Annotated in this window: 16 protein-coding genes; 3 read left to right on the top strand and 13 right to left on the bottom strand. The window is 57.2% G+C overall.

The window, feature by feature from the left end; genetic code table 11:
* Window positions 1–246: 246 nt before the first annotated feature.
* From ACI0FJ_RS10360 to carB, 3 genes are all read right to left on the bottom strand, one after another.
* Window positions 247–1,257, bottom strand: coding sequence for a KpsF/GutQ family sugar-phosphate isomerase (locus ACI0FJ_RS10360; protein WP_424302802.1), 1,011 nt, complete (start codon window positions 1,255–1,257; stop codon window positions 247–249).
* 124 nt (window positions 1,258–1,381) lie between these two features.
* Window positions 1,382–2,788 carry an amidophosphoribosyltransferase gene (gene purF / locus ACI0FJ_RS10355; protein WP_424302799.1) on the bottom strand — a complete coding sequence of 469 codons (1,407 nt, stop codon included), beginning with the start codon at window positions 2,786–2,788 and terminating at the stop codon, window positions 1,382–1,384.
* A gap of 72 nt (window positions 2,789–2,860) precedes the next feature.
* A complete protein-coding gene (carB, locus tag ACI0FJ_RS10350; protein WP_424302797.1) occupies window positions 2,861–6,103 on the bottom strand; it encodes a carbamoyl-phosphate synthase large subunit in 3,243 nt (1,080 codons plus the stop codon).
* A gap of 516 nt (window positions 6,104–6,619) precedes the next feature.
* Between carB and ACI0FJ_RS10345 the strand changes: the two genes are divergently transcribed.
* Entirely contained in the window at window positions 6,620–7,999 is a 1,380-nt protein-coding gene (locus ACI0FJ_RS10345; RefSeq protein WP_424306542.1) for a sensor domain-containing diguanylate cyclase, read from the top strand.
* A 217-nt stretch (window positions 8,000–8,216) separates the two neighbouring features.
* On the opposite strand, the gene ACI0FJ_RS10340 is transcribed toward ACI0FJ_RS10345, so the two are convergent.
* From ACI0FJ_RS10340 to ACI0FJ_RS10300, 9 genes are all read right to left on the bottom strand, one after another.
* On the bottom strand, window positions 8,217–11,360 hold the full coding sequence (locus ACI0FJ_RS10340; RefSeq protein WP_424302794.1) for an efflux RND transporter permease subunit: 3,144 nt from the start codon (window positions 11,358–11,360) through the stop codon (window positions 8,217–8,219).
* Window positions 11,361–11,390: 30 nt separating this feature from the next.
* Window positions 11,391–12,584 carry an efflux RND transporter periplasmic adaptor subunit gene (locus tag ACI0FJ_RS10335; RefSeq protein ID WP_424302791.1) on the bottom strand — a complete coding sequence of 398 codons (1,194 nt, stop codon included), beginning with the start codon at window positions 12,582–12,584 and terminating at the stop codon, window positions 11,391–11,393.
* A gap of 64 nt (window positions 12,585–12,648) precedes the next feature.
* A complete protein-coding gene (locus ACI0FJ_RS10330; protein WP_424302789.1) occupies window positions 12,649–13,269 on the bottom strand; it encodes a TetR/AcrR family transcriptional regulator in 621 nt (206 codons plus the stop codon).
* 645 nt (window positions 13,270–13,914) lie between these two features.
* Complete coding sequence (locus tag ACI0FJ_RS10325) at window positions 13,915–14,538, bottom strand: class I SAM-dependent methyltransferase (protein WP_424302786.1); 624 nt, start codon at window positions 14,536–14,538, stop codon at window positions 13,915–13,917.
* Window positions 14,535–15,458: a metal ABC transporter permease gene (locus ACI0FJ_RS10320; protein WP_424302783.1), complete on the bottom strand. Its 924-nt coding sequence runs from the start codon at window positions 15,456–15,458 to the stop codon at window positions 14,535–14,537. Before ACI0FJ_RS10320 ends, ACI0FJ_RS10325 begins: the two co-directional genes overlap by 4 nt.
* Window positions 15,459–15,477: 19 nt before the next feature.
* Window positions 15,478–16,257: a metal ABC transporter ATP-binding protein gene (locus tag ACI0FJ_RS10315; RefSeq protein ID WP_424302780.1), complete on the bottom strand. Its 780-nt coding sequence runs from the start codon at window positions 16,255–16,257 to the stop codon at window positions 15,478–15,480.
* Window positions 16,254–17,084: a metal ABC transporter substrate-binding protein gene (locus ACI0FJ_RS10310; protein WP_424302777.1), complete on the bottom strand. Its 831-nt coding sequence runs from the start codon at window positions 17,082–17,084 to the stop codon at window positions 16,254–16,256. The genes ACI0FJ_RS10315 and ACI0FJ_RS10310 overlap by 4 nt, the downstream gene beginning before the upstream one ends.
* A 26-nt stretch (window positions 17,085–17,110) precedes the next feature.
* Window positions 17,111–18,187 (bottom strand): methyltransferase, encoded by a 1,077-nt coding sequence (locus ACI0FJ_RS10305; RefSeq protein WP_424302774.1) that lies wholly within the window; start codon window positions 18,185–18,187, stop codon window positions 17,111–17,113.
* A 14-nt stretch (window positions 18,188–18,201) separates the two neighbouring features.
* Window positions 18,202–20,163 carry a TonB-dependent receptor gene (locus ACI0FJ_RS10300; protein ID WP_424302771.1) on the bottom strand — a complete coding sequence of 654 codons (1,962 nt, stop codon included), beginning with the start codon at window positions 20,161–20,163 and terminating at the stop codon, window positions 18,202–18,204.
* A 743-nt stretch (window positions 20,164–20,906) separates the two neighbouring features.
* Between ACI0FJ_RS10300 and ACI0FJ_RS10295 the strand changes: the two genes are divergently transcribed.
* Window positions 20,907–21,539: a flavodoxin family protein gene (locus ACI0FJ_RS10295; RefSeq protein ID WP_424302768.1), complete on the top strand. Its 633-nt coding sequence runs from the start codon at window positions 20,907–20,909 to the stop codon at window positions 21,537–21,539.
* Window positions 21,540–21,634: 95 nt separating this feature from the next.
* Here ACI0FJ_RS10295 and ACI0FJ_RS10290 read toward each other — a convergent pair whose 3' ends face one another.
* The gene (locus ACI0FJ_RS10290; RefSeq protein WP_424302765.1) at window positions 21,635–23,665 is read right to left on the bottom strand and encodes a methyl-accepting chemotaxis protein; all 2,031 of its coding nucleotides are present in this window, start codon (window positions 23,663–23,665) and stop codon (window positions 21,635–21,637) included.
* A 479-nt stretch (window positions 23,666–24,144) separates the two neighbouring features.
* Between ACI0FJ_RS10290 and ACI0FJ_RS10285 the strand changes: the two genes are divergently transcribed.
* Window positions 24,145–25,395 carry a peptidase U32 family protein gene (locus ACI0FJ_RS10285; RefSeq protein WP_424302762.1) on the top strand — a complete coding sequence of 417 codons (1,251 nt, stop codon included), beginning with the start codon at window positions 24,145–24,147 and terminating at the stop codon, window positions 25,393–25,395.
* Window positions 25,396–25,447: the final 52 nt, after the last annotated feature.

Raw genomic sequence — 25,447 nt, 5'->3', positions numbered from 1 at the left:
TGCTTGCTGTACCGTTGTCAGCTGTTTGTCCTTGAACCGGCAAACAATCTGACAGGACAGCTTTAGGCTGCTGACAAAGGCACGATAGCGTCGTTGTTTCAAAAGACTCAACCCCTCGTATCTGAAAATACGCGTTGGTCTTGAGTCTTTTTTACAACGGTGAGTTTTTTGGGCTCTCGTACCTTTTTGACCAGCCTGCCAGATTGAACTTTGTAATCAATCTGTGACAGGGCAGTCTTCAGGCATTTATGCGGAGAACTTGAACTTGCCTTTGCCCAGCAGGTCGTGCAGGTGGATCATGCCCACCAGCCGTCCGTCTTCCACTATGGGCAGGACGGTTACCTGCTTCTCTTCCATGGTGTCGAGTACCTGAGCGGCCCTGTGTGAGGGGGATGCGGTCAGAAAGACCGTACGCATGCAGGTTTGGACCTGTGCATCCAGATCGGGCGTTCCCGAACTGAGAAGACGCCGGACGTCGCCATCGGTGAGGATGCCGGAGAGAGCGCCGTTGGCGGCAGTGACCGCCAGAAATCCAAGGCCGCCCGCATTCATTGCGGCAAGGCTTTCGCGCAGGGAAGTATCCGAGGCAATAACGGGCAGGTTGTCCGTGTGCATGAGCCCGCCGACTTCTTGGGACAGGCGTTGACCAAGTGCTCCGCCAGGGTGGCAGAGCTTGAAGTCGGATTCGGTGAACTGCTTTTTCTCTATAAGGCAGACAGCCAGAGCGTCGCCCACGGCAAGTGCGGCCGTGGTACTGGCGGTTGGGGCCAGATTGTGGGGGCAGGCTTCGCGTTGGACGTGGGCAGTGACGGTGATGTCGCTGAGTTTCGCCATGGTGGACGCGGTATTGCCGGTGATGCTGATAATGCAGGCCCCGAGTGAACGCAGGCTGGGCAGAATGGCGTTGAGCTCGTCGGTTTCGCCGGAGTTGGACAGTGCCAGGACCACGTCGCCCTGACGGATCATGCCCAGGTCACCGTGTGCGCCTTCCACCGGATGGAGAAAATAGGCCGGTGTGCCTGTGCTGGACAGGGTGGCGGCGATTTTGCGTCCGACCAGGCCGGACTTGCCAATGCCCGACACGATTACACGTCCGGTGCAGGCGGCAAGGGTTTCCACAGCCAGAGGGAACGAGTCGTCCAGGCTGTCGCGTACCCGCTGCAGCTCTTCTATTTCAATATTCAGGACCTGCCGCCCGCGTTCTATCCACGAGGTTGCGGACGGTGTCTGTCCTTGCGTTGGAGTTGTCTTGGTCATGTGTCGTCCTGTGCCAAAGGCTGAAAGGGCCGCCCGGAGGCCGGGGGGCCTTTTTCGCGGCAGGTGCGGACACTCTCGTCCGCACCCCCGCTAAGAATACCGTCCCTACGGACGGATGGATATTTTACCAGGAAAGGGCCAGTTCGTCTTCCAGGCACGATTTGCGAGCCGCTTCCGGGATGGGAATGGGGTACTCGCCGGTAAAGCACGCCTTACAGTACGAGTCGCCGTTGCCCACTGCCTCGAGCAGCCCTTCAACGGTCAGGTAGTGCAGGGAGTCCAGCCCCACGAACTTTGCGATTTCTTCCTCGGTGTTGTTGGAAGCAATCAGTTCGCCCTTGGAGGAGAAGTCGATGCCGTAGAAACAGGGGAAGCGGACCGGCGGGCAGCTTACGCGGAAGTGGACTTCCCTGGCGCCGAGTTCGCGAAGTTTCTTGACCCGGGTACGTACGGTGGTGCCGCGCACAATGGAGTCGTCCACAATGACGATGCGCTTGCCTTTGATCATGCTGCGCACCGGGTTGATCTTCACCCGGGTGGAAAAGTCGCGCATGGTCTGCGAGGGCTGGATGAATGTCCGGCCCACGTAGTGGTTGCGGATCATGGCCAGCTCCATGGGCAGTCCGGATTCCTGGGCATAGCCGAGGCAGGCGAAGTTTCCGGAATCGGGGAAGGGCATCACGAAGTCCGCATCCACATGCGATTCCCTGGCGAGAATCTGGCCCATGCGTTTGCGGGATTCGTAGACCACATCGCCGAAGACAATGGAGTCGGGGCGGGCAAAGTAGACCTGCTCGAACACACACTGGCGGCAGGGGGAAGGAGTGCCCACGGTGTAGGAGTTGACGTTTTTATCTTCGATGACGAGCATTTCACCCGGAGCAATGTCGCGGATGTATTCGGCTTCCATCAGGTCGAAGGCACATGTTTCCGAGGCCAGCACATAGGAATTGCCCGTTCGTCCCAGCGAGAGCGGGCGGAAACCGTGCGGGTCGCGCAGGGCAACGAGCTTGTTGCCCGCCAGGATGAGCAGGGAGTAGGCGCCCTTGACCTTGAGGCAGGCTTTTTGGATGGCTTCCTCAAGAGAGCACTCGGGCAGGTAGTGGGCCAGCAGGTGGACGAAGATTTCCGAGTCCATGGTTGTCTGGAAAATGGAGCCTGAGGCTTCCAGCTCCTGGCGGAGTTCCAGGGTGTTCACCAGGTTGCCGTTGTGGCCGATGGCAAGTTGCTTGCCGCCGATGCGCACCAGAAAGGGCTGGGCGTTGCGGATGAGCGAGGCGCCGGTGGTGGAGTAGCGTACGTGGCCCATGGCGATGCGGCCCTTGAGCTCCTTGCCCAGATGCCGTTCGTTGAAGACCTCGGGCACCAGGCCCATGCCTTTCTGTTCGCGTATGCCGGTTCCGTCCCAGGTTACGATGCCTGCGGACTCCTGTCCCCGGTGCTGCATGGCGTACAGGCCGAAATAGGCCAGCCGTGCTGCGTCCTCATGGTTATATACGGCGAACAGACCGCAATATTCTTTTTTGCTCATGGTTTTCATGTCTCCCGGCGTATGAATGAAGAACGCCCAGGAGCGCACTTGCTCCCGGGCGGATACGTCATTCTAGCGCGCGGCGTTGTAATGGTCTTGCAGACTCTTTACACTCATTCCGGTTTTCTTCAGTTCCCGGATTGCCTGGACCATGGCCCAAGCCCCGGACACCGTTGTTGTGTAGGGCACGTTGTAGAGCAGTGTCGTCTGCCGCAACTCCTTGGAGTCGTGCATGGTCCGCTTGCCGCTGGCCGTGTTGATCATCAGATTTACACGGCGGTTCTTGATGTGGTCGTTGATGTTGGGACGACCCTCATACACCTTGAGCACGGTTTCCGTATTGATACCGTGTTCGGAAAGGAATTCCGCTGTTCCGCGCGTGGCCATGATGGTGAATCCAAGCTCTTCAAAGAGCATGGCCGTGGGCAGGATGTCCTTTTTGTCCGAGTCGTTGACCGAGATGAACACCGTGCCTTCCAGCGGAAGTTTCTGCCCTGCCGCGTGCTGTGCCTTCATAAAGGCCAGACCGAAGCGGGTGTCCACACCCATGACTTCGCCGGTGGAGCGCATTTCGGGTCCGAGCAGGGTATCCACGCCCGGGAACCTGTTGAACGGGAAGACCGATTCCTTGACGGCCACGTATCCGCTTTTGCGCATGGACCAGGGATCGAGTTCCTTCACTCCCTTGCCCAGCATGACGTATGTGGCCAGCTTGGCAAGGGGAACGGACGTGGCCTTGGACACGAAGGGGGCGGTACGCGAAGCTCTGGGGTTGACCTCCAGAATATATACCTGCTTGTCCTTGATGGCGAACTGGATGTTCATCAGGCCGACGACGTTGAGCTCTGCGGCCAGGGCAATGGTCTGGCGTTCGATTTCTTCGCACAGGGCGTGGCTGATGGTGTGCGGCGGAATAACGCAGGCAGAGTCTCCCGAGTGGATTCCCGCTTCCTCGATGTGTTCCATGATTCCGGCCACGTAGGTGTCGGTGCCGTCGGAAAGGGCGTCCACGTCCACTTCCACGGCGTTTTCCAGGAACTTGTCGATGAGGATGGGATGTTCCGGAGAAACGATCACGGCCTGGCGGAAGTAGTTCTGCAGCTCGTTGTCGTCGTACACTATTTCCATGGCGCGTCCGCCCAGCACGTAGGAGGGCCGAACCACCACGGGATAGGTGATGTTGTTGGCTATGGCCAGTGCCTCGTCAACAGATTTGGCAATGCCGTTGTCCGGCTGCTTGAGGCCGAGCTTGTTCAGAAGGGCCTGGAAACGTTCGCGGTCTTCTGCGCGGTCAATGGAATCGGGCGATGTCCCCAAAATGGGCACCCCGGCGCGCAGCAGGGCCACAGCCAGGTTCAGCGGCGTCTGGCCGCCGAACTGCACGACCACGCCGTCGGGTTTTTCAACATCAATGATGTTGAGCACGTCCTCGAAGGTGAGCGGTTCGAAAAAAAGCTTGTCCGAGGTGTCGTAGTCCGTACTCACGGTTTCCGGGTTGGAGTTGACCATGATGGATTCCACGCCCATTTCGCGCAGGGCAAAGGAGCAGTGGCAGCAGCAGTAGTCGAACTCTATGCCCTGGCCGATGCGGTTGGGACCGCCGCCAAGGATCATGACCTTCTTGTTCTCCGAGGCGGTCATTTCATTGCCCGTCTCATACGTGGAGTAATAGTACGGGGTGTGGGCCTCGAATTCCGCGGCACAGGTGTCCACCAGATAATAGGTGGGGTGAATTTCGAGTACTTTGCGCAGACGGCGGATTTCGGATTCCGGCCGCTTCCACAGGGTGCTGAGCTGTTGGTCGGAAAATCCCAACTCCTTGGCCTGGCGCAGAACTGCGGGCAGGGCGGGGTTGTCCTTGGAGATGCTTTCCTCAAGGCCGAACTCGCGGAGCTTTTGTTCAAAGCGGACGATCTCTTCGATCTGGCGCAGGAACCAGGGATCGATGTGCGTGGTCTCGTACAGGGTTTCCAGGCTCAGCCCGCAAAGCAGGGCACGGCGGATGGCGAACAGGCGGTGCGAGTTCGGGGTGCGCAGTTCGGACAGCATGCCTTCTTCGTCGCAGTCCGGGTCTTCGAAGTACTTGCCCAGTCCGGGCACGCCCACTTCCAGTCCGCGCAGCCCCTTTTGCAGGGCTTCCTTGAAGGTGCGGCCAATGGCCATGGTTTCGCCCACGCTCTTCATGGCAGTGGTCAGCATGTCCTCGGCACCGGGAAATTTTTCAAAGGTGAACCGGGGAATCTTGACCACGCAGTAGTCGATGGTGGGTTCGAACGACGCCATGGTTTCGCGTGTGATGTCGTTGGGAATTTCGTCCAGCGTGTAGCCCACGGCCAGCTTGGCCGCGATCTTGGCAATGGGAAAGCCCGTAGCCTTGGAGGCCAGGGCGCTGGAACGGGACACGCGGGGGTTCATCTCGATGATGATCATGTCCCCGTTGGCCGGGTTTACAGCAAACTGAACGTTGGAACCGCCGGTATCCACGCCGATTTCGTTCATGATTGCAATGGCCGCGTTGCGCATGACCTGGTATTCCCGGTCGGTCAGGGTCTGGGCCGGAGCCACGGTGACGGAGTCGCCCGTGTGCACGCCCATTGCATCGACGTTCTCGATGGAACAGATGATGACGCAGTTGCCGGCCTTGTCGCGCATGACCTCAAGTTCGTATTCCTTCCAGCCCAGAACGGATTCCTCCAGCATGATTTCCGTCTTCATGCTGGCATCCAGGCCGCGGCGGGCGATCTCTTCCAGGTCTTCCATGTTGTAGGCCACGCCACCGCCCATGCCACCCAGAGTGAAGGCCGGGCGGATGATGATGGGGAAGGTCAGTTCTTCCTGCCCCAGACGCCGGACGTCTTCCATGGTGTGGGCAATGCCGCTTTTGGGGACGCGCAGGCCGATGCGTTCCATGGCCTGTCCGAACTCTTCGCGGCTTTCCGCCTTGCGGATGGCTTCCTGGCTGGCGCCGATGAGCTCCACGCCGTGCTTTTCGAGAAAACCGGATTCGGCCACGGCAAGAGCCGTGTTCAGGCCTGTCTGTCCACCCAGGGTGGGCAGCAGGGCGTCTGGTTTTTCTTTTTCGATGATGCGTTCGACAAATTCGGGTGTGATCGGTTCCACATAGGTGCGGTCCGCCAACTCCGGATCGGTCATGATGGTGGCCGGGTTGGAGTTGATGAGCACGACCTCGTACCCTTCCTCACGCAGAGCCTTGATGGCCTGGGTGCCGGAGTAGTCGAATTCGCAGGCCTGCCCTATGACGATGGGGCCGGACCCGATGACCATGATCTTTTTTATATCTGTTCTTTTAGGCATAGACTTGTGGGGTAGGGTGTTCAAAGTGCCGGGAGCGGCCTGTGTACGATATCATGCCCCGGTGCGCAAGCATCATGGCATGACTTTCGTATTATAAGGTTGTCGTCGCGCTGGACAATAGCGCAAAGCTGCAATGCGGGCAATTACGAAGAATTCTGCAATAGTATAGTTTATTTTTGGAATAGTATAATCTTTTCTATTTGCTTTTGCGAGGTTCAGATTGGATTTTATCCGAGGTAGTGGATATGATTTCTTGAAATAGCTCCATTCGAGGTCTGCACTGATACTCCCTTGGAGCTTGCTTTTTTTCCTGACGTGGATTTTGTTCCGGACATCGAAAGGAAATCTTTCGAGCCGAGCGGAGGGAGGCAACATACCGCATTGTAATTATTATCATTGTATTAATGGCGTTACTTTTTCATTCTGGGGTACGAGGGGCGCAGAATTCCATATGGTGTCTGTCACGTTGTAAAACGTCTGAGTCCTTTTCTTGCTGTTTTCTTTGGGGGCTTGTTTATGGTGGGGAACAGGTTTTTCACTGCAGGAGTTGCCACTCTTTGCATACTGTTGATGTCGACAAGTGTTGTGTTGGTAGAATTGTTCATTCTGCGCGAAACTGAGCATCGGGAAGCAATTGTCCGTGCTGGTCTTTTGGATACGGGTGCACTGATAGCACAGGATATTCAAAAGGATATTGCTTCCTGTATTTTTGTCACAGAGACGTTGCATGTCCTTTTGAAAACAACAGGATACAATATTACTGATTTCGACGGATGGGGACGGCAACTTGCAGCGTCCAGATGCACGGTTCAACTCGCTCCAAAAGGTATTGTGTCGTATATTTATCCTCTTAAAGGGAATGAGGCTGCCATGGGGCACGATTTGCTGAAGGATAAAAGACGGAATGACGGGGCAATAAAAGCCATACAGAGCAAAAAACTTACTTTTGTGGGGCCTCTCAAGCTTATACAGAATGGAAAATACGCCGTTATTGCGCGGCAGCCGATCTTCAAGAGTACAGAGCAGGGAGAAGAATTTTGGGGATTTTCAATAGCCATCCTTCTGGTGGATGATATTCTTTCCGATTGGCTCCAGGATATTGAGCGACAAGGAGTGCTTGTAAAAATAGAAGGCAGCGACCCTGATGCTGCAGCTCCGCCCACGTTTTTTGTCTCCAGCGGTTGGGATGCGGCCGAGTCTGCGAGTACCGTAAGCATGCCGATCATTGTTCCCAATGGAGAGTGGATTCTAAAACTCAAGCGTACTCCGCACTCGTACCCGTATTACAATTTTTTCCGCATAGCCATTTTCCTTTTGGCCCTGATCGTGTCGATCTATATTTTTTTCCAGCAGCGTCAACTCAGGGCCAGGCAACTGGAAATTGTCAATCTGAACAAACGGCTCCTTGAACTTTCCATGACCGATGAATTGACAGGGGTTGGCAACCGAAGAGCCTGCATGCAGATCTTGGAGTTTCAGATTGAGCAAGCCCAACGGTATGGACAGAAGTTGACAGTCGCCATGGTTGACCTCGATTTTTTCAAGAAAATCAACGACGACCATGGGCATCTGGTTGGGGACCAATTGCTGCAGCATGTTGCCTCGGCCTTTGTGGCTTTCGCACGGAAAAGTGATTTTATTTTCAGACTGGGCGGCGATGAATTTCTTCTTCTTTTTCCGCAGGCGGGATTGGAAGATGGTTTGAAGGCCATCCGTAAATTCGTCAGCCATCTCGCCAAGACTCCCTGCACCTTCGACACCTCTGCTCTGTACGCGGAACTTTCCATTGGCGTTGCGGAATATGAGAGGGGAGAGGGGGTGAAATCTTTGCTGCAGCGGGCCGATCAAAAATTATACAAGGCAAAGGAAACCGGGCGGGGGTGCATCAAGTGCTGATGTGCATGGGGTGAGGGAGCCCTATGGGACTGCCGACTGCCCGGCCAAATCCTTTGTGAGGACGAGCGGCCACGAATACCTTGCGGCCTGCAAAGTGGTGCGTCTGTCCACTCTTAGGCCACGGTGTCGTATGCCGGGGGACTCGATCGGTTCGACTGATTGGTCGGGAAAATGAAAAAAAGCCCACGCTGCGAACAGCGTGGGCTTTTGGTTTGTTTTATTCGGACTGGGCTCTCTTTCTATGCTTGCCCAATGCCCTGTAGATAAGGACGTAAAAGAGCGGTGCAAAGAAGATGACCAGCAGGGTGGATGTAACCATACCGCCCATGACGCCGGTGCCGATGGCCCGTTGCGCTCCGGAACCGGCACCGCTGGAGTAATACAGCGGCAGGATGCCGAAGCCGAATGCCAGCGAGGTCATGACGATGGGCCGCAGCCGGAGCTTGGACGCTTCCAGGGTTGCCTGGATCAGCCCCATACCTTCGTCAACCTTTGCCCTGGCGAACTGGACGATCAGAATGGCGTTCTTGGTCGTCAGGCCCAGAGTGGTCAGCAGGCCGATCTGGAAGTAGACGTCGTTGGTCATGCCGCGCATGCTGGTTGCCAGGATGCCGCCGATGGCACCGAGCGGCAGGCACATGAGAATGGCGATGGGAATCGGCCAGCTCTCGTACAGGGCCGCGAGGCACAGGAAGATGACGAATACCGAGAAGGCGAACAGCGGAGCTGCCTGGGAGCTTGCCATACTTTCCTGGTAGGACAGGCCGGTCCAGGAGAAGCCGAAGTCCTTGGGCAGCTTGGCCGCCAGTTCTTCCATGGCATCCATGGCGTCACCCGAGCTGTAACCCGGTGCTGGTTCACCCTGGATGTTGATGGAAGGGAAGGCGTTGAAGCGTTCCAGCCTTGGCGAACCGGTCTGCCAATGGCCGCTTGCAAACGAGGAGAACGGAACCATTTTGCCTTCGTTGTTGCGGGCGTAGAGCTTGTCCAGATCCTTGGGCAGCATACGGTAAGGGGCGTCGGCCTGGACGTACACTTGTTTGACCCGTCCGTTCTGGATGAAGTCGTTGACGTAGGTACCGCCGAACGCGGCAGCAATGGTGTTGTGGATGGAGGCAATGGGGAGGCCCATGGCGCCCGCCTTTTCCCAATCCACGGTAACATAGTATTCGGCCACGTCTTCCATACCGTTGGGCCGTACGAGCTGGAGGCGCGGGTCTTGGAAGGCCATGCCCAACATCTGGTTACGTGCGGCCATGAGCTCGCCGTGCGTGGCCGTGCCCAGGTTCTGCAGCTGGAAGTCGAAGCCCTTGGCATTGCCGAGTTCGATAACTGCCGGAGGCGCGACAACAAGTACACGCCCGGCCTTTATTTGCGAGACATAGCGCATGGCCCGGCCAAGGATGGGGCCCAAGGCCTGATCGGGCCGGGTGCGTTCGCTCCAATCCTTGAGCTTGATGAAACCGAAGCCCACGTTCTGGCCTTCGCCGGAAAAGCTGTGGCCGGTAATCCCAAGGAAAGAGGTTACGTTGTCTTTTTCCTGAACTTCAAAGTACTTGGCGACCTGCTGCATGACTGTTTCCGTCTGCTCCAGGGTGGAGCCGGACGGGAGGTTGATCAGGGTGATAAGAATCCCCTGGTCTTCGTCAGGCAGGTAGGCTGTGGGCATGCGCTGGAACAGGTAGCCGGTGGCTCCGACGATGACCAGGAAGATCACCACGTAGCGAATCTTTTTCCGGAGGACATGGCCCACCATGGCGGTGTAGCGGTCCCTGATCCAGAAAAAGGATTTATCGAACCATCTGAAGAAGGGACGCAGGAAGAAAACCGCGTTGTCCGCAGGTTCGTGCCCCTTGGGAACGGGCTTCAGAAACGAGGCGCAAAGCACCGGGGTGAGGACCAATGCGACCACCACGGAAAGCAACATGGAGGAGATGACCGTGATGGAGAACTGTCGGTAAATGACACCCGTGGACCCCGGGAAAAAGGCCATGGGGCCGAACACCGCGGAAAGGACCAGGCCGATGCCGACAAGGGCACTGGTGATTTCGTCCATGGATTTGGCCGTGGCTTCCCGTGGGCTGAGTCCCTCCTCGCTCATTATTCGTTCCACGTTTTCCACAACAACAATGGCATCGTCCACCAACAGGCCGATGGCGAGGACCATGGCGAACATGGTGAGCATGTTGATGGAAAACCCGAAGAGTTCAAGTATGCCGAAGGTTCCCAAAAGAACGACCGGTACGGCGATGGTCGGGATGATCGTTGCCCGGAACGTGCCCATGAACAGGTACATGATGACGAAGACCAGGAAAATGGCTTCGAACAGGGTGTGTACCACCTCGTCGATGGCGACCTTGGTGAACAGGGTCGTATCGTACGGGTAGACAATCTTCATCCCTGGGGGGAAGTACTTGCTCATCTCGTTCAGCTTGGCCTTGACGGCATCTGCCGTATCCAGGGCGTTGGCACCGGCGGCCTGCCGGATGGCCATGGCTGCCGAGGGCAGACCGTTGAATGTGGCAATCGCGTCGTAGCGTTCGGTTCCCATTTCCGTGCGGCCGATATCCTTGATGCGGATGATCGATCCGTCCTGGTTGGTGCGGATGGGAATGTTGGCGAACTGTTCCGGCGTTTCCAGAAGGTGCTGGACGATGATGGAGGCGTTGAGCCGCTGGCCCGGGACCGCAGGCGCACCGCCGAACTGGCCGGCCGAGATTTCCACGTTGTAGTTGGACAGGGCCGAAGTCACGTCGGCGATGGTCAGGTGGTAGTTGGTCAGCTTGTCCGGGTTGACCCATATGCGCATGGCGTACTGGGTGCCGAAGTTTTCAACTTCGCCCACGCCGGGCACACGGGAAAGGATCTTTTCCAGGTTGGACTGGGAATAGTCGCGCAAGTCTTCCGCACTCATGCTGCCGTCTTCGGAAACAAGGCCGACGATGAGCAGATAGTTTGCCGTGGACTTGCTGACTTTTACGCCCTGGCGCTGCACCACATCGGGCAGGCTGGCCGTGGCCAGCTGGAGTTTGTTCTGTACTTTGGACCAGGCCACGTCCGGGTCGGTGCCCGGTTCAAAGGTCAGCTCGATGCGCGATGCGCCCGAGGACGAACTGGAAGCAGACAGATACATCATGCTGTCCAGACCCGTCATTTTCTGTTCAATGACCTGGGTAACCGTGTTTTCCACGGTTTCCGCGGAGGCTCCGGCGTAGAAGGCCTCGATGGAAATCGACGGCGGAGCGATAGGCGGATACTGGGATATGGGCAGGTTATAGATCGCCAAAAGGCCCGCCGTCATGATGATGATGGCTATAACCCAGGCGAAAACCGGGCGATCAAGAAAGAATTTCGATAACATTGTAGGCCTCTATCGATGCTTTAGGCTGTTCTATTGGGCGGTGCCGTTCGCCGGGGCTTTGTCCGCGTTATTGGCCGGTATCGGGTCGACCGTCATGCCGGGGCGAATCTTCATCAGCCCGTCGATGATGACCTTGTCTCCAGCCTTGAGCCCACTGTTCACAAGCCACATGTCGTCGATGGCGCGGTCCAGCTTCAGCGGCCGGATAGCGACCTTGTTCTGGGCATCGGGCAGCATTACATAGGGATTGCCCTTGCTGTCGCGCTGTACGGCCTGCTGGGGAACCAGAATGGCGTTTTCCCTGGTGCCTTCGGGAACCACGGCGGTGATGAACATGCCGGGCAAAAGCGTGCCGTCGGGGTTGGGGAATACCGCACGCAGCGTAACCGAACCAGTGGTCTGTTCCACAGTTACGTCGCGGAATTCCAAGGTGCCCTCATGCGGATACTCGCGTCCGTTTTCCAGGATCAGCTTGATCTTGGTCTGGGCCTTCTTTTTCTCGGGCGAATTGTTCTGGACGGACTCGCGCAGGCTCAACAGGTCGGAGGTGGACTGGGTTACGTCCACATAGATGGGGTCGAACTGCTGAATGGTTGCCATCGGCTGGGTCTGGTACGAGGTGACGATGGCACCTTCGGTGACGTTGGATATGCCGATGCGCCCGGAAATGGGAGAGGTGACCCGGGTGTACTGCAGGTCGATCTGCGCTTTTTGCACAGATGCCTTGTAGTATTCGATGTCGGCCTTGAGGGCGTCAAAGGCGGACACGGCGTCGTCGCGGTCCTGCTCGCTGATGGCCTTGCTCTGATAAAGCCGTGTCATGCGGTCTGCCTTGGCCTTGATTGACGGCAGCTGGGCATTGGCCTTGGCAAGGGATGCCTTGGCATTGTCCAGGGCAGCCTGAAAAGGCGCGGGGTCTATCAGATAAAGAACCTGACCGGCCTTGACGTCGGACCCCTGCGTGAACAGCCGTTTGAGAATGAGCCCGCTGACCTGCGGACGAATTTCGGCCAGACGGAAAGAGGCGGTGCGGCCGGGGAGTTCCGTTGTGAGCGCAACTTTCCGAGGGACAACCTCAAACGTATGGACGCTAATGGCGCTGGGGGCAGCCGTTGCGGCCTTTTGTTCTTCCTTGCAGCCAGCCAGCAGAAAAAAGCACCCCAAAAGGGACAGCGCGATGACGCTACGATACAAGGGAGCGAAGGCGCGTTGTTTACTGTACATAGAAAAACTCCACATCGCGGTTTTATTGTAAAAGGTCTGGTAAAAAAATCGGGGTCTAGCGCTTTTAGGAGGCGAGAAGCCCGTAAAAAAGAATGTTTAGAATTTTATCCGGATCTTCCGGATAAGGGTTGTCTGTCGGGTTTTCGAGCCACAGGAAAAGATGGAGATTGCACAGGCTATCCAGACAGTGAGCCAGATAGGTCGGTTCCCCCAGGGGGCGGAATCTCTTGCTCTTTATTCCTTGTTCAAAAACTGCGGCAAGCCGCTGAAGGATTTTCCTATGACGAGACTTCATCTCCTCGTCAAGTCCGGCTTTAGGATTAAAGCAGGAACCTCGGGTTTCGGCAAAATACAGCCGGATGCAGTCGGCGTTTTTTTGGAAAATTGTCCGTAGGGTCAAAACGTAGTTGCGCAGTTTTTCAACTTCGTCTCCGGGAGTGTCCAATACCTCTTCCACCTGGGTGTGAAATGCATCTGACTTGTGAATAAGAAGGGAACGGTAAAGTTCCTCCTTGTTCTTGAAAAACGTGTACAGCGTCCCGATGGCGAATTCGGATTTCTTGGCGATTTCGTGCATCGTGACGTTGTGGTAGCCCTTGCTGGAAAACAACTCCAAGGCGACGTCGAGTATATACTCGCGTCGTTTCAGGCGTTCTTTTTCGCGGCGGGACAAAGTTTTTTCCATATTTCATTTTCCTTGCAGCTCATCTCCCCTTGGGGATGATTTCCGAAAATCACTTGGATTTCGGGCGCCATCCTTGGGCTGCACTTTCCATTGTGCGTATGTCGGGGGCTGCGTGCTATTGGCTGTGAGGTTGCCGAACAGACTGGCAGAGTTCCGGGAAACGAGCCTGACGCTTCATTATAAAAATGAACATCGCGTTCAAGAAATAGAATGAAACGACATTTTGTCAAGCTTAAATAATTGGTCAAACGAATTTTGTTGCCCGTTTTCTAGGAAGAAATGACCTTTTTACAAGGGCTTCATGGGAATTTGCATAGTGTTGCGTTCGCAACTAAAAATACTTCCCAAAGCCCAACCAGACTCCATGAAACTACTTTTCATGTGGAGATATTGTTTTTGAGGCAGAGCGGTTGTGGCCTGTCCGGTGTGTTTTTGGGATTTTCCTGAAAAAAACTGGCGTACGGCCGCAATACGCGCGGCCGTGCGCTTTGTATCATTATATATGTGCAGTACACGCGGCAGGTCACTTGATGACCACTGCCCGCCAAGTATGCTCATGAATCGGGGGATTTCTAAACCACCGGAGATTCTCGAACCGGGGCGGGAACACCTGAAAACAGCTGTTTTCAGGCCGCAGTCCCACAACTAGGCGCGCAGACGGGCCGCCAGATAATAGGCATCGTCGGTGTCTTCCAGCAGCTCCACGATAAATCCTGCCTGGGCAAGCAGGGCGCGCATGTCGTCGGCGTCCGGTAAAAGGTCTTTTTCCACGGCGGTTCCGCCCTTGCGGTGGACGTCGTTGATGGCGGCCCTTCCTATGAAATGGGAGATGACCAGACGGCCCGCCGGGCGCAGATAGCGGGACATGTATTCCAGGGCCAGCACATGGTCGTTGAAGTGGGGAAAAGCCTGATGGCAGGCCACGGCATCGAAGGTGGATTCGGGGAGGGAGCAGGATTCCAGACCGCTTACCAGCACCTGTACGTGGGGTTGCCCGGCGCAGCGGCGCTGAGCGGTTTCCACCATACGGGCGCTGATGTCCAGGGCGGTGACACCGCCTTCCGGGCCGACGCTCTGTCCCAAAACAGTGGTCAGCCTTCCCGTGCCGCAGCCGGGTTCCAGAATGCGTTTGCCGGGACCGGCTTCCAGCAGGGAGAGGAGTTTGCGGATTTTTTCGTGTTCTTCGGGCGTGTAGTCCGAATCGGCCCAGTAGGCATTGGCCTGGCCGTCAAAAAAGGCGGCTTTTTCTTTGTATGCGGGATCAATCATGCGCGTTTCCTTTGTGAGCCCGGAGTGGTTTCCCCTGTTTCCATTATTTCGACTGTTTCTATGGTTTCAACCGGGGCCGAGTAGCTTATTTCCAGCCGTTCCTTGCGGGAGAGCGCCTTTTTCTTGGGAGAAAAGAGGGTGCAGAGGCAAAAGATCAGGGTTGATATGAGAACGATAACCGCACCGGACGGGACATTCAACCAATAGGAAGCCATGAGCCCGGCCCAGCAGGAGCCCACACCTATGAGGGCGGAGAGCAGAAAGATGCGTTTGAGGTCGTAGGAGAGTTGGTAGGCCGCAGCCGCCGGGTTGATGATGAGACTGTAGATGAGCAGGCCGCCGATACTGCGCAACGAAGCGGTAACCGTAAGCCCCACGGCCAGGAGCATGACGTAGTAGATGGCAGTGGCCGGAATACCCACAGCCAAAGCCACGGCCCGATGGCAGAGCACGGCCCGGACTTCCTTGAAAAAGAGTGCGAGCCCGCCAACGAGGAGGGCGCACACCGTGCCCATGAGCACCAGATCGACCTGTTTGACCGTGAGGATGCTTCCCCAGAAAAGGTTCAGGGCGTCTGTGCGGGAACCGGTCATCATGCCCAGGAAGAGAAAGGCCATACCGAGCATGGCAGTGAAGACGATGCCGACCACGGTTTCCGGGGCAAAGTCTGCCCGGTCGGAAACAGGACCGATGATGCTTGCGGCAGCGAAACTGAAGGCAAAGGCTATGGGCAGCCAGTCCACCCCAAGAAGCATGCCGAGCAAGGCCCCGGCAAAGGCGGCGTGGGCCATGCAGGTGCCGATGGCGGTGATGCGCATGGTCACCACCAGCACGCCGGTGATGCCGCAGGACGCTCCGCCCAGCAGTCCGGCCAGAAAGGCCTTGAGCATGAACCCATGGGTAAGAATGGTGAAATCCAAAACGCCCTCCTGCCTCCTGTTAGTACAAAAGATGTGTCCTGCCGTCGTGCTCCAGCACGCGGATGGACGTGCCGTAGAGCCTGCTCAGCAGGTCGGGATCGGAAATTTCTTCGGGGGTGCCTATGCCGACCACACGCCCGTCCTTCATGCAGGCGATGCGTGTGCAGATTTCCGGCAGGGTGTTGAGGTCGTGGGTAACCATCAGACTGGTCAGTCCGAAGCGGCGGTGCACGTCGCGGATAAGGGACAGGATGCCGCGTTGGGCCTGCCAGTCGAGTGAGGCGGTTGGTTCGTCCAGCAGGAGCATTTCTGGTTCCTGGATGAGTGCCCTGGCAATGGCCGCCCGCTGGCGTTCTCCGCCGGAAAGATGGCCCAGGGGGCGCTGTTCCAGGCCGGACAGGCCGACCAGTTCCATGAGCTCGTCGGCCTGGTCGTAGGCCGAACCGGGCACCCGCCGCAGCAGACCCAACCGGCCGTAGCAGCCCGTAACAACGCTTTCGCGTACGGTCATGGGCAGCAGCGGGTCGTATTCCTGCAGCTGGGCCACGTAGCCGATGCGGCGGCGCAGCGAGCGGGCCGTGGACGAGGTGACGGGAAGGCCCAGCACTTCGGCACTGCCCGCGACCATGCGGCCCAGCCCGTTGAGCACTGTGAGCAGGGTCGTCTTGCCCGCTCCGTTGGGGCCGATAACCCCCAGAAATTCGCCGCGCTCCAAACGCAGGCTCACATCACGCATGGCCACATGGCGCCCGTAGGCCGCGGCCACGTTGCGCATGACCACGACGGAGGAAGAGGTCACTTGCCTGCCTCTGCCAAAGCGTCCAGCAGCTTTTGCGTGTTGGCGGTAAAGGCGGCAGCCCAGCCGTCCTGGCCCGGCAATGCCCCGGGAAAGGAGGTCAGGTCGGCGTGCCCGGCCTGCAGGGATTCGGCAATTCCGGCTCCGGCATTGGGGCCGCTTTGCAGGTTGTCCAGCACCAGGCGGACGTGGTTGTCCTTACCCAAGGTGAGCAACTTGCCGTAGGCACTTGGGGAGAGGTCTTCCGGGCGTCCATAGGTTCCCACCACCTTCAGTCCGGCCCAGGAGGCAAAGCCCTTCTGCATGGCTGCGCACAGTGTGGGAACGTCCTTGGCCGGTCTCAGCCGGGCGGCTTCCCGGGAGGCCTTGGTGCGGATCATATCGATGCGCTTGGCTGCGGCCTTGTCCACGGACGAAGCCATGGCCGGAAAGAGCTTGGCAAGCTCCGTGGCCAGACGTTCCGTATAGGTGATCTGGGCCGAAGGCAGCATGGAATTGTAGATTTTGGGGAGGACCAGCGTCTGCAATTTGCGGTTGTCCGCGGCCTGGATCAGGTTGGTCATATTGGACATGTTGGGCTGGTAGCCTTCCAGTACCAGCAGGTCGGCCTTTTCCAGAAAAATGAGGTCGCCGGGACGCAGGTCGTAGTGGCCGGGGCAGGCGCCACCGGGGATGAGCTGTTGCACCTTGGCTTCGGGGCCGGTCAGATCGCTCAGGATATCGGCGACAATGCTGGTTCCCGCCAGGATGCGGGGCGTGGTTTGCGAGGCATTGCCGGTGCAGGGCAGCAGGAGCGCAAAGAGGAGAAAAGCGAGAATACAACGCCGCATGGCTATTTCCTTTCTGTTGGTAGGCTTCAACGCTTGCGCGCGATGATCAGACGCGAATCCAGACGGTCTCCGAATTTGCCCAGATCGGGAGCCGCAAAGTCTTCGGGACCGTGGTCGGCAAGTATTTCAAAGCGTTTTTCGAACAAATCCATATAGTCTTCAAAGTCCATGTCGTCCAGAAAACGGTATACGTTCGGCCCTTTGCTTACGCCGGGAAAGGCGGTCAGGTTCCATTCCAAATCGTTGAGGGCATCTTTTCCGCCTTCGCCCCTGGAATAAAAGGCGTGCTTTGTGGCGAAGATGCCGCCCGGTTTCAGGCAGCCATGGATGCGGTCCAGCAGGGCGGCGTTCTTGCCGCCGGGATTGTAGAAAAGAAGGGCTGCATCACGGTTGTTGCCCAACGGGTCGTGGAAGATGTCTGCCACCCGAAAGCTGGTTCTTCCGTCCCCGAAGTGCTCTATGTTGGCCTGGGCGACCTCTGCCGCAGATTCGCGGTCCAGAATTTCCGTCTTCAGATGAGGAAGCCGGGCGCATGCTGCCAGGGCGTACAGCCCGTGTCCGCCACCCAGGTCCACCATATCGCGGGCTTGGGCCATCTCCGGAATGGCAGCCAGGAGCGCGGCACTGCGTTGGGCTTCACCGCTGAGGGCTTCGGCAGCCAGGGCCGGAAGAAAGGCCCCGCCGAACAGTCCGGTGCGGAACGGATTTACCGGGCCGGATTCGAGGATGTCGTCCAGTTTTTCCCACAGGGCCAGGGTCTCGGACAGGTTGTCCACCACGGAGCGCTGGTTGAGCGGCCCCTTGTCGACGAAAAAGGTTTTTACATCGTCGGGCACTGTCCACGCACCATTTTCATTCAGGGCCAGCATCCCGGCTTCGTGCAGCAGAGCACACAGAGCCTGGAGGACGCCGAGGTCCAGATGCAGCTTCTCCGCCAGCTGTTGCGTGGAAAGCGGGGTGGCGAGTTGGGTGAAGACGCCCTTGTTGAGGGCGGTGTGGATGGCCAGAAAGGTTTTGGCACCCCGCGCGCACCCCCCGAGCAGGCTGTACAGCCTGTCCGGGGAGGGGGTGGGGGGCGTAAGCAGAAGCTTGTTGTTTTTCAAGCGGGTAAGCGCCTTTAGAAGGTCAGCTTGATGCCGACGCTGAAGTTGCGGCCTGGCATGGGGTAGTCGGGGCGGTACTCGTAATCTTCGTCCAGCAGATTTTCCACGGCCGCATACAGTTCGCCGCCACCGATTGTTTCATTCTCGAATGCCCAGCTGAGGCGTCCGCCGAGCAGGAAGTGGGAGGATACCTGCTGTGTGTTCTTGGCTGTAGCCATGCGGACCTGCTTGAGCACGTACATCTTGTCCACGTACTGGCCGTCCATGTTCAGGGTGAAGTCTTTCAGGAAACGCCAGGTGAATCCGGAGCTGAGAGTGGTTTCCGGTGCGTAGGGCAGGTCGGTCGGTTCGGACACGTCCTGCAGGGTAAGACCGGCAAAGACGGCGAAGTCGTCTGAAGGGGTTACGTTGACCGTGAATTCCCAGCCGTTGATGTCGTATTCGCCGCTGTTGTACCAGACCGGTCCGGGGAAGGAGAAAACGTAGCGGTTGCGGCCATGGTTTTCAAAGTAGATGGCCTCGGCTTTGACCAGATCGTCGAAGTTGTGGGAGAGGCCCACTTCGATGTGATCCGTGGTTTCAGCTTCCAGGTCTTCCCAGTCGGCCCAGCCCAGCACAATGGCGTCATGGCCGGGATAGACTATGCCTCGGGACAGGGCCACGTGGGCTTCCGTGTTTTTGTAACCCAGAATGAGGCCGCCGTGAGGGGCGGTTTCCGAATCGAACTTGTTGTGCGAGTAGAAGCGTACGCCTGCTGACGGGATGGCGTAAAAGCCGTCCTTGTCGCCGATAAGCTGGCTGAGTCCGATGTAGGGCATGGTCAGTGAAAAGTCGCTGGGCTTGATGGTCTTGTCCGGGCTGCCGTCGTCGTACGTGTAGCGTACTTCGCTGTGCATCCAGTCCTGGTCCAGCCCCATGGTAAGGTCCGTCCCTTTCCACGGATGCACGGTTTCCTTCAGGCGCAGGCCGTAAAAGGTGAAGTCGTTCAAGTTGTCTTCATCGTTGCCGATCTGATCCTTCCAGTTGCCTTCGCCGGTATTCACAAAAAACTTCAGGCTGCCGTCCACGTATTCGTAGTCGTGGGAAAGGGTCATGGAAACCAGCTGGGCGTTGGTGCCGTATCTGCCTTCGGACTGGCCGCCGGGAACATCCGGGCCAGGGTCTTCGGAGCGGTTGGTCACGCCCAGAGCCACCAGGCGGGCATCCCAGTTGTCGTTGAAGGTGTAGCCCATGTTGGTGAAATAACCGAGCTTGGAGCCGGACGAGTTCTGGCGGTCGCCATCGGAGCGGATGTAGCCCTCGCCCACGTAGTAGTCGAAGGCTCCGACCGTGTCGCCGAGTTCCAGGGACTGGCCGAACGTGCCGTAGCTTCCGCCCGAAAATTTGGCGATGGTGGTCATGTCGTCGCCATGCTGGCGTTTGGGCACGAGATTGATTGCCGAAAGCGTGTTTCCGTAACGTTGGGGTTGCGGTCCTTTGATCACTTCAATGGCGTCTGCCGCGTTCACGGGGAGGAGGTCCATAAGCGGGTGGTTCCACGGCCCCATGTACATGGGCACGTCGTCCACATAGGTCTTTATTTCCGCGCCGGGCCTGCTGGACCCCATGCCCCGAATGAAGACCGCGCCGCCTTCGCCACCGCCAAAGGAACCCACATGGTTGTAGCGCGTGATGGTTACGCCGGGTACGCGCACCAGGGCCTGGGGCAGATCCACGGCATTGAGATCTTCAATCTGATCCTTGCTCACCACCGTTGTGGTGGCGGCGTAGCGGTCCAGTTTGTTGCCGTCGATAATCGGGTTTGCCACCACGGTAACCTCGGGCAGTGTTACTCTGGAGCGTCTTTCCGTTGCGTTCGTGTCTTTGTCGTTGTCGACAGCCAGAGCGCAGGGGACGGCACAGAGCTGGAGCAGCAGGAGTGAGACAATAAAGAATCGGGGCTTGAGATGTCGTGTGATCAAGAGGTGTGCGTTCATGGTACCCGTCTTTTTCAGAGTTCTTTTTGCATAAGAAAATTTAGCAATTCCCACCTATGTACTTTAAAAAAATAAATGCGATGCGATGCGTAACACTAATTGTGAAATGGTGCAAGATGGCTGAGTGTTTTATATAGAATAGTAACAATGATTATCGTGTGCACTGCATTGTCGAAAGTGGCAGGTACGTATGTGGGAAAGGGATATGGGCAGGTACAAGTCTTTTTCATGCCGCAGGCGATGTTTTGTTTGCTTGTCCGTAAGTGATTGGGACCTCCATTTTCAAAATGTTGAAGAGGATTGAGCAATAAAGCGAGAGGATCGGTCTACTTGGTTTGTGCCAATTGGGGGTACAAGGAGGCGGAGCTCGGAGATGGAACAGGTGGTTGGCAACACCTGGGATATGGATGACTTTGAGCCGCTGAAGAAGAGAGAGTGGCACTCGGCCAGGAAACCTGTGGTGAAATCGTCCAGGTTGAGACGGGTAGAGCTCGATTCGGTTGCTTTTTTTCCCGTCACGGAATGAAATCTGCCAGCGGTGGCATTGTGGACCTGCCCATAGGCAACACGGAAGTGCCGCCGGTATTGTACAGGACATCCAGGAGGATTTGCCCCGCTGTCCGGCTATTGAAAGGTTTGGCCCCGAGGAGGAGCCAGGTGCATAGCGCGAAAGAGCAAATTGCAGGCTGGTTGGAAAAATTGGGATTCGCCCGGTAACACTCTATATTGAAAGGAAGAGCAACATGAAGGTCATCATGGTAAATGGCAGCCCGCATCCCAAGGGATGCACCTATACCGCCCTGTCTACAGTCGCCGAACCACTGAACAGGCACGGCGTGGAAACGGAGATTTTCAACATTGGAACCAAGGCGCTTTCCGGGTGCATCGCCTGCCGCAAGTGTGCGGAACTGGGGAAATGCGTGTTCGAGGACAAGGTCAACGAGTTCGTGGAACTCGCCTCCACCGGAGACGGTTTCATTTTCGGTTCGCCCGTGCATTGTGGTGGTGTTGCCGGAACAATGACCTCGTTTATGAACCGCCTTTTCTTTTCCTTGCGCATGTCCGGGAAACAATTGTTTCAGTTCAAGCCCGGTGCGGTCGTTGTTTCCACCCGAAGGTCGGGCGCCTCGGGCGCATTGGACCAGTTCAACAAATACCTCAACGCCGTCCAGATGCCCGTTGTTTCCTCCTGCTCCTGGAATATCGTGCACGGCAACACGCCCGACGAGGTCCGGCAGGATCTGGAAGGCATGCAGACCATGCGTGTGCTGGGCAACAACATGGCCTGGCTTCTCAAGTGTCTGGAGGCGGGCCGCAAATCCGGTATTTCCCTGCCGGAACAGGAAGAGCGGGTCTCCACCAACTTTATCCGTTAGCCTTGCAGGGGAATATTTTGGGGGCCGCATCAAAGAAAACCGCCCCAGCCCCGTGGTGGGGATGGGACGGCTTTTTCCGTGTATTGCGAGCGAATCTATGAGTTTTCTTCGCGCATCTGGTCGATGAGCTTTTTGAGCTGTTGCGCCTGGTTGGTCAGCTCCATGACGGCCTTGGACGATTCGTTCATGGCGATGTTGGTTTCTTCGGAGATGCGGTTGATGTCGGCCACTGCCTCGTTGATTTCCTCGGACGCGGCAGACTGTTCTTCGCTGGCCGTGGCAATGGAAAGCACCTGACCGGAAGCGTTCTGGGTAAGTTCCACTATTTCCGAAAGGGCTTCTCCGGCCTGCTTTGCTTTTTCCCGCGAAACGTCGATAACCTTTACGGTGTCGGCCACCTGGGTCACGTTGGTGTGGGTGTCGGCCTGGATTCCGTTGATGGCCTCGCCCACCTCCTTGGTGGCGTGCATGGTTTTTTCCGCCAGCTTGCGCACTTCGTCGGCCACAACCGCGAAGCCGCGTCCGGCATCGCCTGCCCGGGCCGCTTCAATGGCTGCGTTGAGGGCCAAAAGGTTGGTCTGGTCCGCAATATCCGCAATAACATTCATTATGTTGCCAATGGCGTCGGCCCGCTGGCCCAGACGGTCCATGCCCTGTTCCAGTTCGCCGGAAAGGGTGTGCACATGGTCTATTTCCGTGATGACCCCATCCACTATTTCCGCCCCTTCGTTGGCCCGGGAGGTGGCGTCGTTGGATGTGCTTGCGGCCGCGGATGCGCTTTGGGCCACTTCCAGCACGGTTGCGTTCATTTCTTCCATGGCTGTGGCCGTTTCAGCCGTGCGTTGGCATTGGACATCCGCGCCGTTGGCGGAGGTTTCAATCTGAGTGGAGAGATTTTCCGAGGCCGACGAAATGATTTCAACAATGTCCTGAAGCTGTTCGGCGGCCAGGAGCATGCCTTCTCTCTTTGCGTGTTCCGCCTCTTTTCGGGCTTCTTCGGCCAGCTTCATGGCCTCGTGGGCTTTTTCCGTCTCTTCCGCGGCACGGCGGCTGTTATTCTCGGCCTCCTGGATTTTGGATTTGAGTGATGCCACCATGGTACGCAGTGCTCCGGCCAGGGTGTTGGTTTCATCGGTGGTCTTGACGTTGAGTTCCATGTCCAGATTGCCTTCGGCAACCGCCGAGGCAAAGATGGTTGTTTTGTGGATGGGGGTGCTGAGCGTTTTTGCCAGGATAAAACCGACACAGAGCATGAGGAGTGTGATGATGACCGCGGCAACCATGGTTGCGTTGGATACCGCATCCTGGGTCTGCTCAATAACGGTGAGGGGAGCGCCAATGAACCACATGCCGACGATCTTTCCGTGGGTTCGGATGGGCCAGTAGGCGGTCTGGTAGTCGCGGCCCAGAATGTTGTTCCTTGCCAGAAAGGCCTTACCCTTTAGCAGCACGGTTTCCACCACCTCGGGGTTCGACATCTTGGTGCCAATGGCCCGCTTGCCGTTTTTGACGATGGTGGTCATGGCGCGGGTGTCACCCTTGAAGACCGTTACGTCCAGGTGCGTGTGTTCCTTGATGCTGTCCACAAACTCGGTGCTGACCAGGGATTTGCCCAGGGAGATGGTGCCCACGATGTTGTCCTGGCTGTAAATGGGAGCGCTGGCCCGAAGGGAAAAAGGAACGACCGTTCCGGTCACCACACCCACGTAGGCCTTGCCTTTCAGGGCAGCGGCCACGCCTTCGTGCCCGGCGGCGTTGTCACCTGTTTGATCGGAATGGCCGCGCATGAGGACCTTGCCCCGGGCGTCGGTAATGGTGATGAAGTCCATGTGGGCTTCCGTCATCAGGGACTGGACCTGGCGTTTCAAGGCGGGAATGTCTCCTTCGGCCACAGCCTTTTCCAGGTCGTAATCGCGTCCGAAAATTTTGGCCTCGCCTTCGTATTTTTCCATCAGATCCTGGATTTCCTTGGCGACGACGGATTTCATCGTATTGATGTTTCCTTCTTCGCTTTGGGCGAAACCTCGCGACATATAATGATTCGCCGTAAGGTAAACGGACAGGCAGGTAAAGATGACGATACCGCTAACCATGCCCATAACTTTGACCATGATGGACGCACGCATTGAGTCTCTCCTTATTGCTGGTGCATATGGTGCAACCTACAATCTACGTATGTTGGCGTCCATAATTATTTAATTTCTGGTTTAGTTATGACGTGTTTATGGATGCTTCTTCTTTCTGTCTATAGTTGCTGTTGCCAGCAGTTTCTCAGCAAATGATTTTCACACTGCTTCCACAGTCTACTTGTCGTTGTACGCGAGTGCGTGGAAACGTATATTTGTAATAAAATTAAATTATTGTTGGGTGTTGCCGATACAGAGAATGCTTTTGTAAAGATGGATGTTCTTCTGCGGAGCTTCTGCTGTTGTTTTTAAAAGAGGCCGCAGCAAACGGTTGGGGGCAAGGATGAAGACACAGGCTGGCGCGTATGTTTCATTGCGTGAGGTGTTGTGTTTCTTGAAGCACCAAAGCTGCCGCGCTTTTTGCCTTCCCTGCGATCTTCGTTCTTGACCTGCCCTTGGCCACAAGCCATGTTCGGCCCATGAAAATTCCCGAATTGCTTGCTCCCGTGGGGAGTCTGGAAAAATTGGAAACCGCTGTGCTTTACGGTGCCGACGCCGTATATCTTGGCGGTCCCGGCCTTAATCTGCGCGCCCGGTCCGCCGGGCTGGACTGGGACGAACTGGGCCAGGCCGTGGCCTTTGCCCATCGCCATGGAGTCCGTGTCTATTTCTGTTTCAACGCATTTGTCCCGCAGGGGCGTCTTTCCGCCGTACACGCTCATGTCGACCATTTGGCGGATTTCGATCTGGACGGCCTTATCGTGGCCGATCCGGGCGTGCTGTCCATCTGCCAAGAGCGGTTGAAACATCTGCCCGTACACCTCAGCACGCAGGCCAACACCATGAGCGCAGCCTCCGCCGAATTTTGGGCGGGGCAGGGCGTATCGCGCGTGAACCTGGCCCGTGAACTCACGCGCGAGGACATGGAAGCGGTTGCCGCTGCTTCGCCGCATATGGGGGACAAGGGCGTGGAGCTTGAGGTGTTCGTCCATGGGGCCATGTGTCTGAGCCTTTCCGGACGGTGCCTGCTCTCCGACTGGCTCAATTCCCGCGCCGCCAACCAGGGGCAGTGCACCCAGCCTTGCCGCTTCCATTACCGTCCCGTGTCAGAAGGGCCGCTGCACATGACCGTGGAAGAGCAGCAGCGCAAGGACGGACCGCTGTGGGACATTGTGGAAGAGGACGGCTTCAGCGCCATGTTCGCGCCTCAGGATCTTTGTCTGGTGGATTATCTGGAATGGTTTGCCCGCTCCGGGATTCACGCCGTCAAGATAGAAGGGCGCATGAAAAGCGCGGGATATCTGGCCCGCGTGCTCGACGTCTACCGCACCGCTCTGGACGATCTGGCCGCCGGGAATTTCGGCAGCCACGACTATATGACCGAACTGCTGGCAACAGCCTCGCGTCCGTTGTCCACGGGATTTTTCCTGGGAGAGGAGCGGGATGTCTGGACGCCCGAGACAAAAAATATCGCCGGAGTGTTGGCCCGTGTGGAAAGGGCCGAAGGCAACGGACGCCATATTGTACAGGTGAAGGCTGCCTGGGATGCGGGGCGCGACGTGGAGCTTGTTCTGCCCGGCATGCGGCGCGACGTGGTCAGGGCCGGTGAGTACACCCTGGTCGATCACCAGGGCGAAGAGACGAGCCGCCTGAACTCCGGGATGGCTGGCGAGTTTCATTGCCCCGGCCGGACCTTGGGCAACGGACTGTTTCTTTCCGCTGTAAAGTAACCAAAGATGGCGTCAATGGTCCGCCCTTGCTTGAAAAACAGCATCAGGTGTG

Source organism: Desulfovibrio sp. 7SRBS1, assembly GCF_049723905.1.
Taxonomy (GTDB): Bacteria; Desulfobacterota; Desulfovibrionia; order Desulfovibrionales; family Desulfovibrionaceae.
Note: the sequence above shows the minus strand (reverse complement) of the source record. Positions and strands in the feature narration are given on the sequence as shown.

Coding starts and splice junctions, on each gene's coding strand:
- ACI0FJ_RS10290 (WP_424302765.1), bottom strand. CDS start 23,665: ATGCGTGCGTCCATCATGGTCAAAGTTATGGGCATGGTTAGCGGTATC.
- ACI0FJ_RS10285 (WP_424302762.1), top strand. CDS start 24,145: ATGAAAATTCCCGAATTGCTTGCTCCCGTGGGGAGTCTGGAAAAATTG.
- ACI0FJ_RS10295 (WP_424302768.1), top strand. CDS start 20,907: ATGAAGGTCATCATGGTAAATGGCAGCCCGCATCCCAAGGGATGCACC.
- ACI0FJ_RS10300 (WP_424302771.1), bottom strand. CDS start 20,163: ATGAACGCACACCTCTTGATCACACGACATCTCAAGCCCCGATTCTTT.
- ACI0FJ_RS10345 (WP_424306542.1), top strand. CDS start 6,620: ATGGTGGGGAACAGGTTTTTCACTGCAGGAGTTGCCACTCTTTGCATA.
- ACI0FJ_RS10340 (WP_424302794.1), bottom strand. CDS start 11,360: ATGTTATCGAAATTCTTTCTTGATCGCCCGGTTTTCGCCTGGGTTATA.
- carB (WP_424302797.1), bottom strand. CDS start 6,103: ATGCCTAAAAGAACAGATATAAAAAAGATCATGGTCATCGGGTCCGGC.
- purF (WP_424302799.1), bottom strand. CDS start 2,788: ATGAGCAAAAAAGAATATTGCGGTCTGTTCGCCGTATATAACCATGAG.
- ACI0FJ_RS10330 (WP_424302789.1), bottom strand. CDS start 13,269: ATGGAAAAAACTTTGTCCCGCCGCGAAAAAGAACGCCTGAAACGACGC.
- ACI0FJ_RS10325 (WP_424302786.1), bottom strand. CDS start 14,538: ATGATTGATCCCGCATACAAAGAAAAAGCCGCCTTTTTTGACGGCCAG.
- ACI0FJ_RS10360 (WP_424302802.1), bottom strand. CDS start 1,257: ATGACCAAGACAACTCCAACGCAAGGACAGACACCGTCCGCAACCTCG.
- ACI0FJ_RS10335 (WP_424302791.1), bottom strand. CDS start 12,584: ATGTACAGTAAACAACGCGCCTTCGCTCCCTTGTATCGTAGCGTCATC.
- ACI0FJ_RS10310 (WP_424302777.1), bottom strand. CDS start 17,084: ATGCGGCGTTGTATTCTCGCTTTTCTCCTCTTTGCGCTCCTGCTGCCC.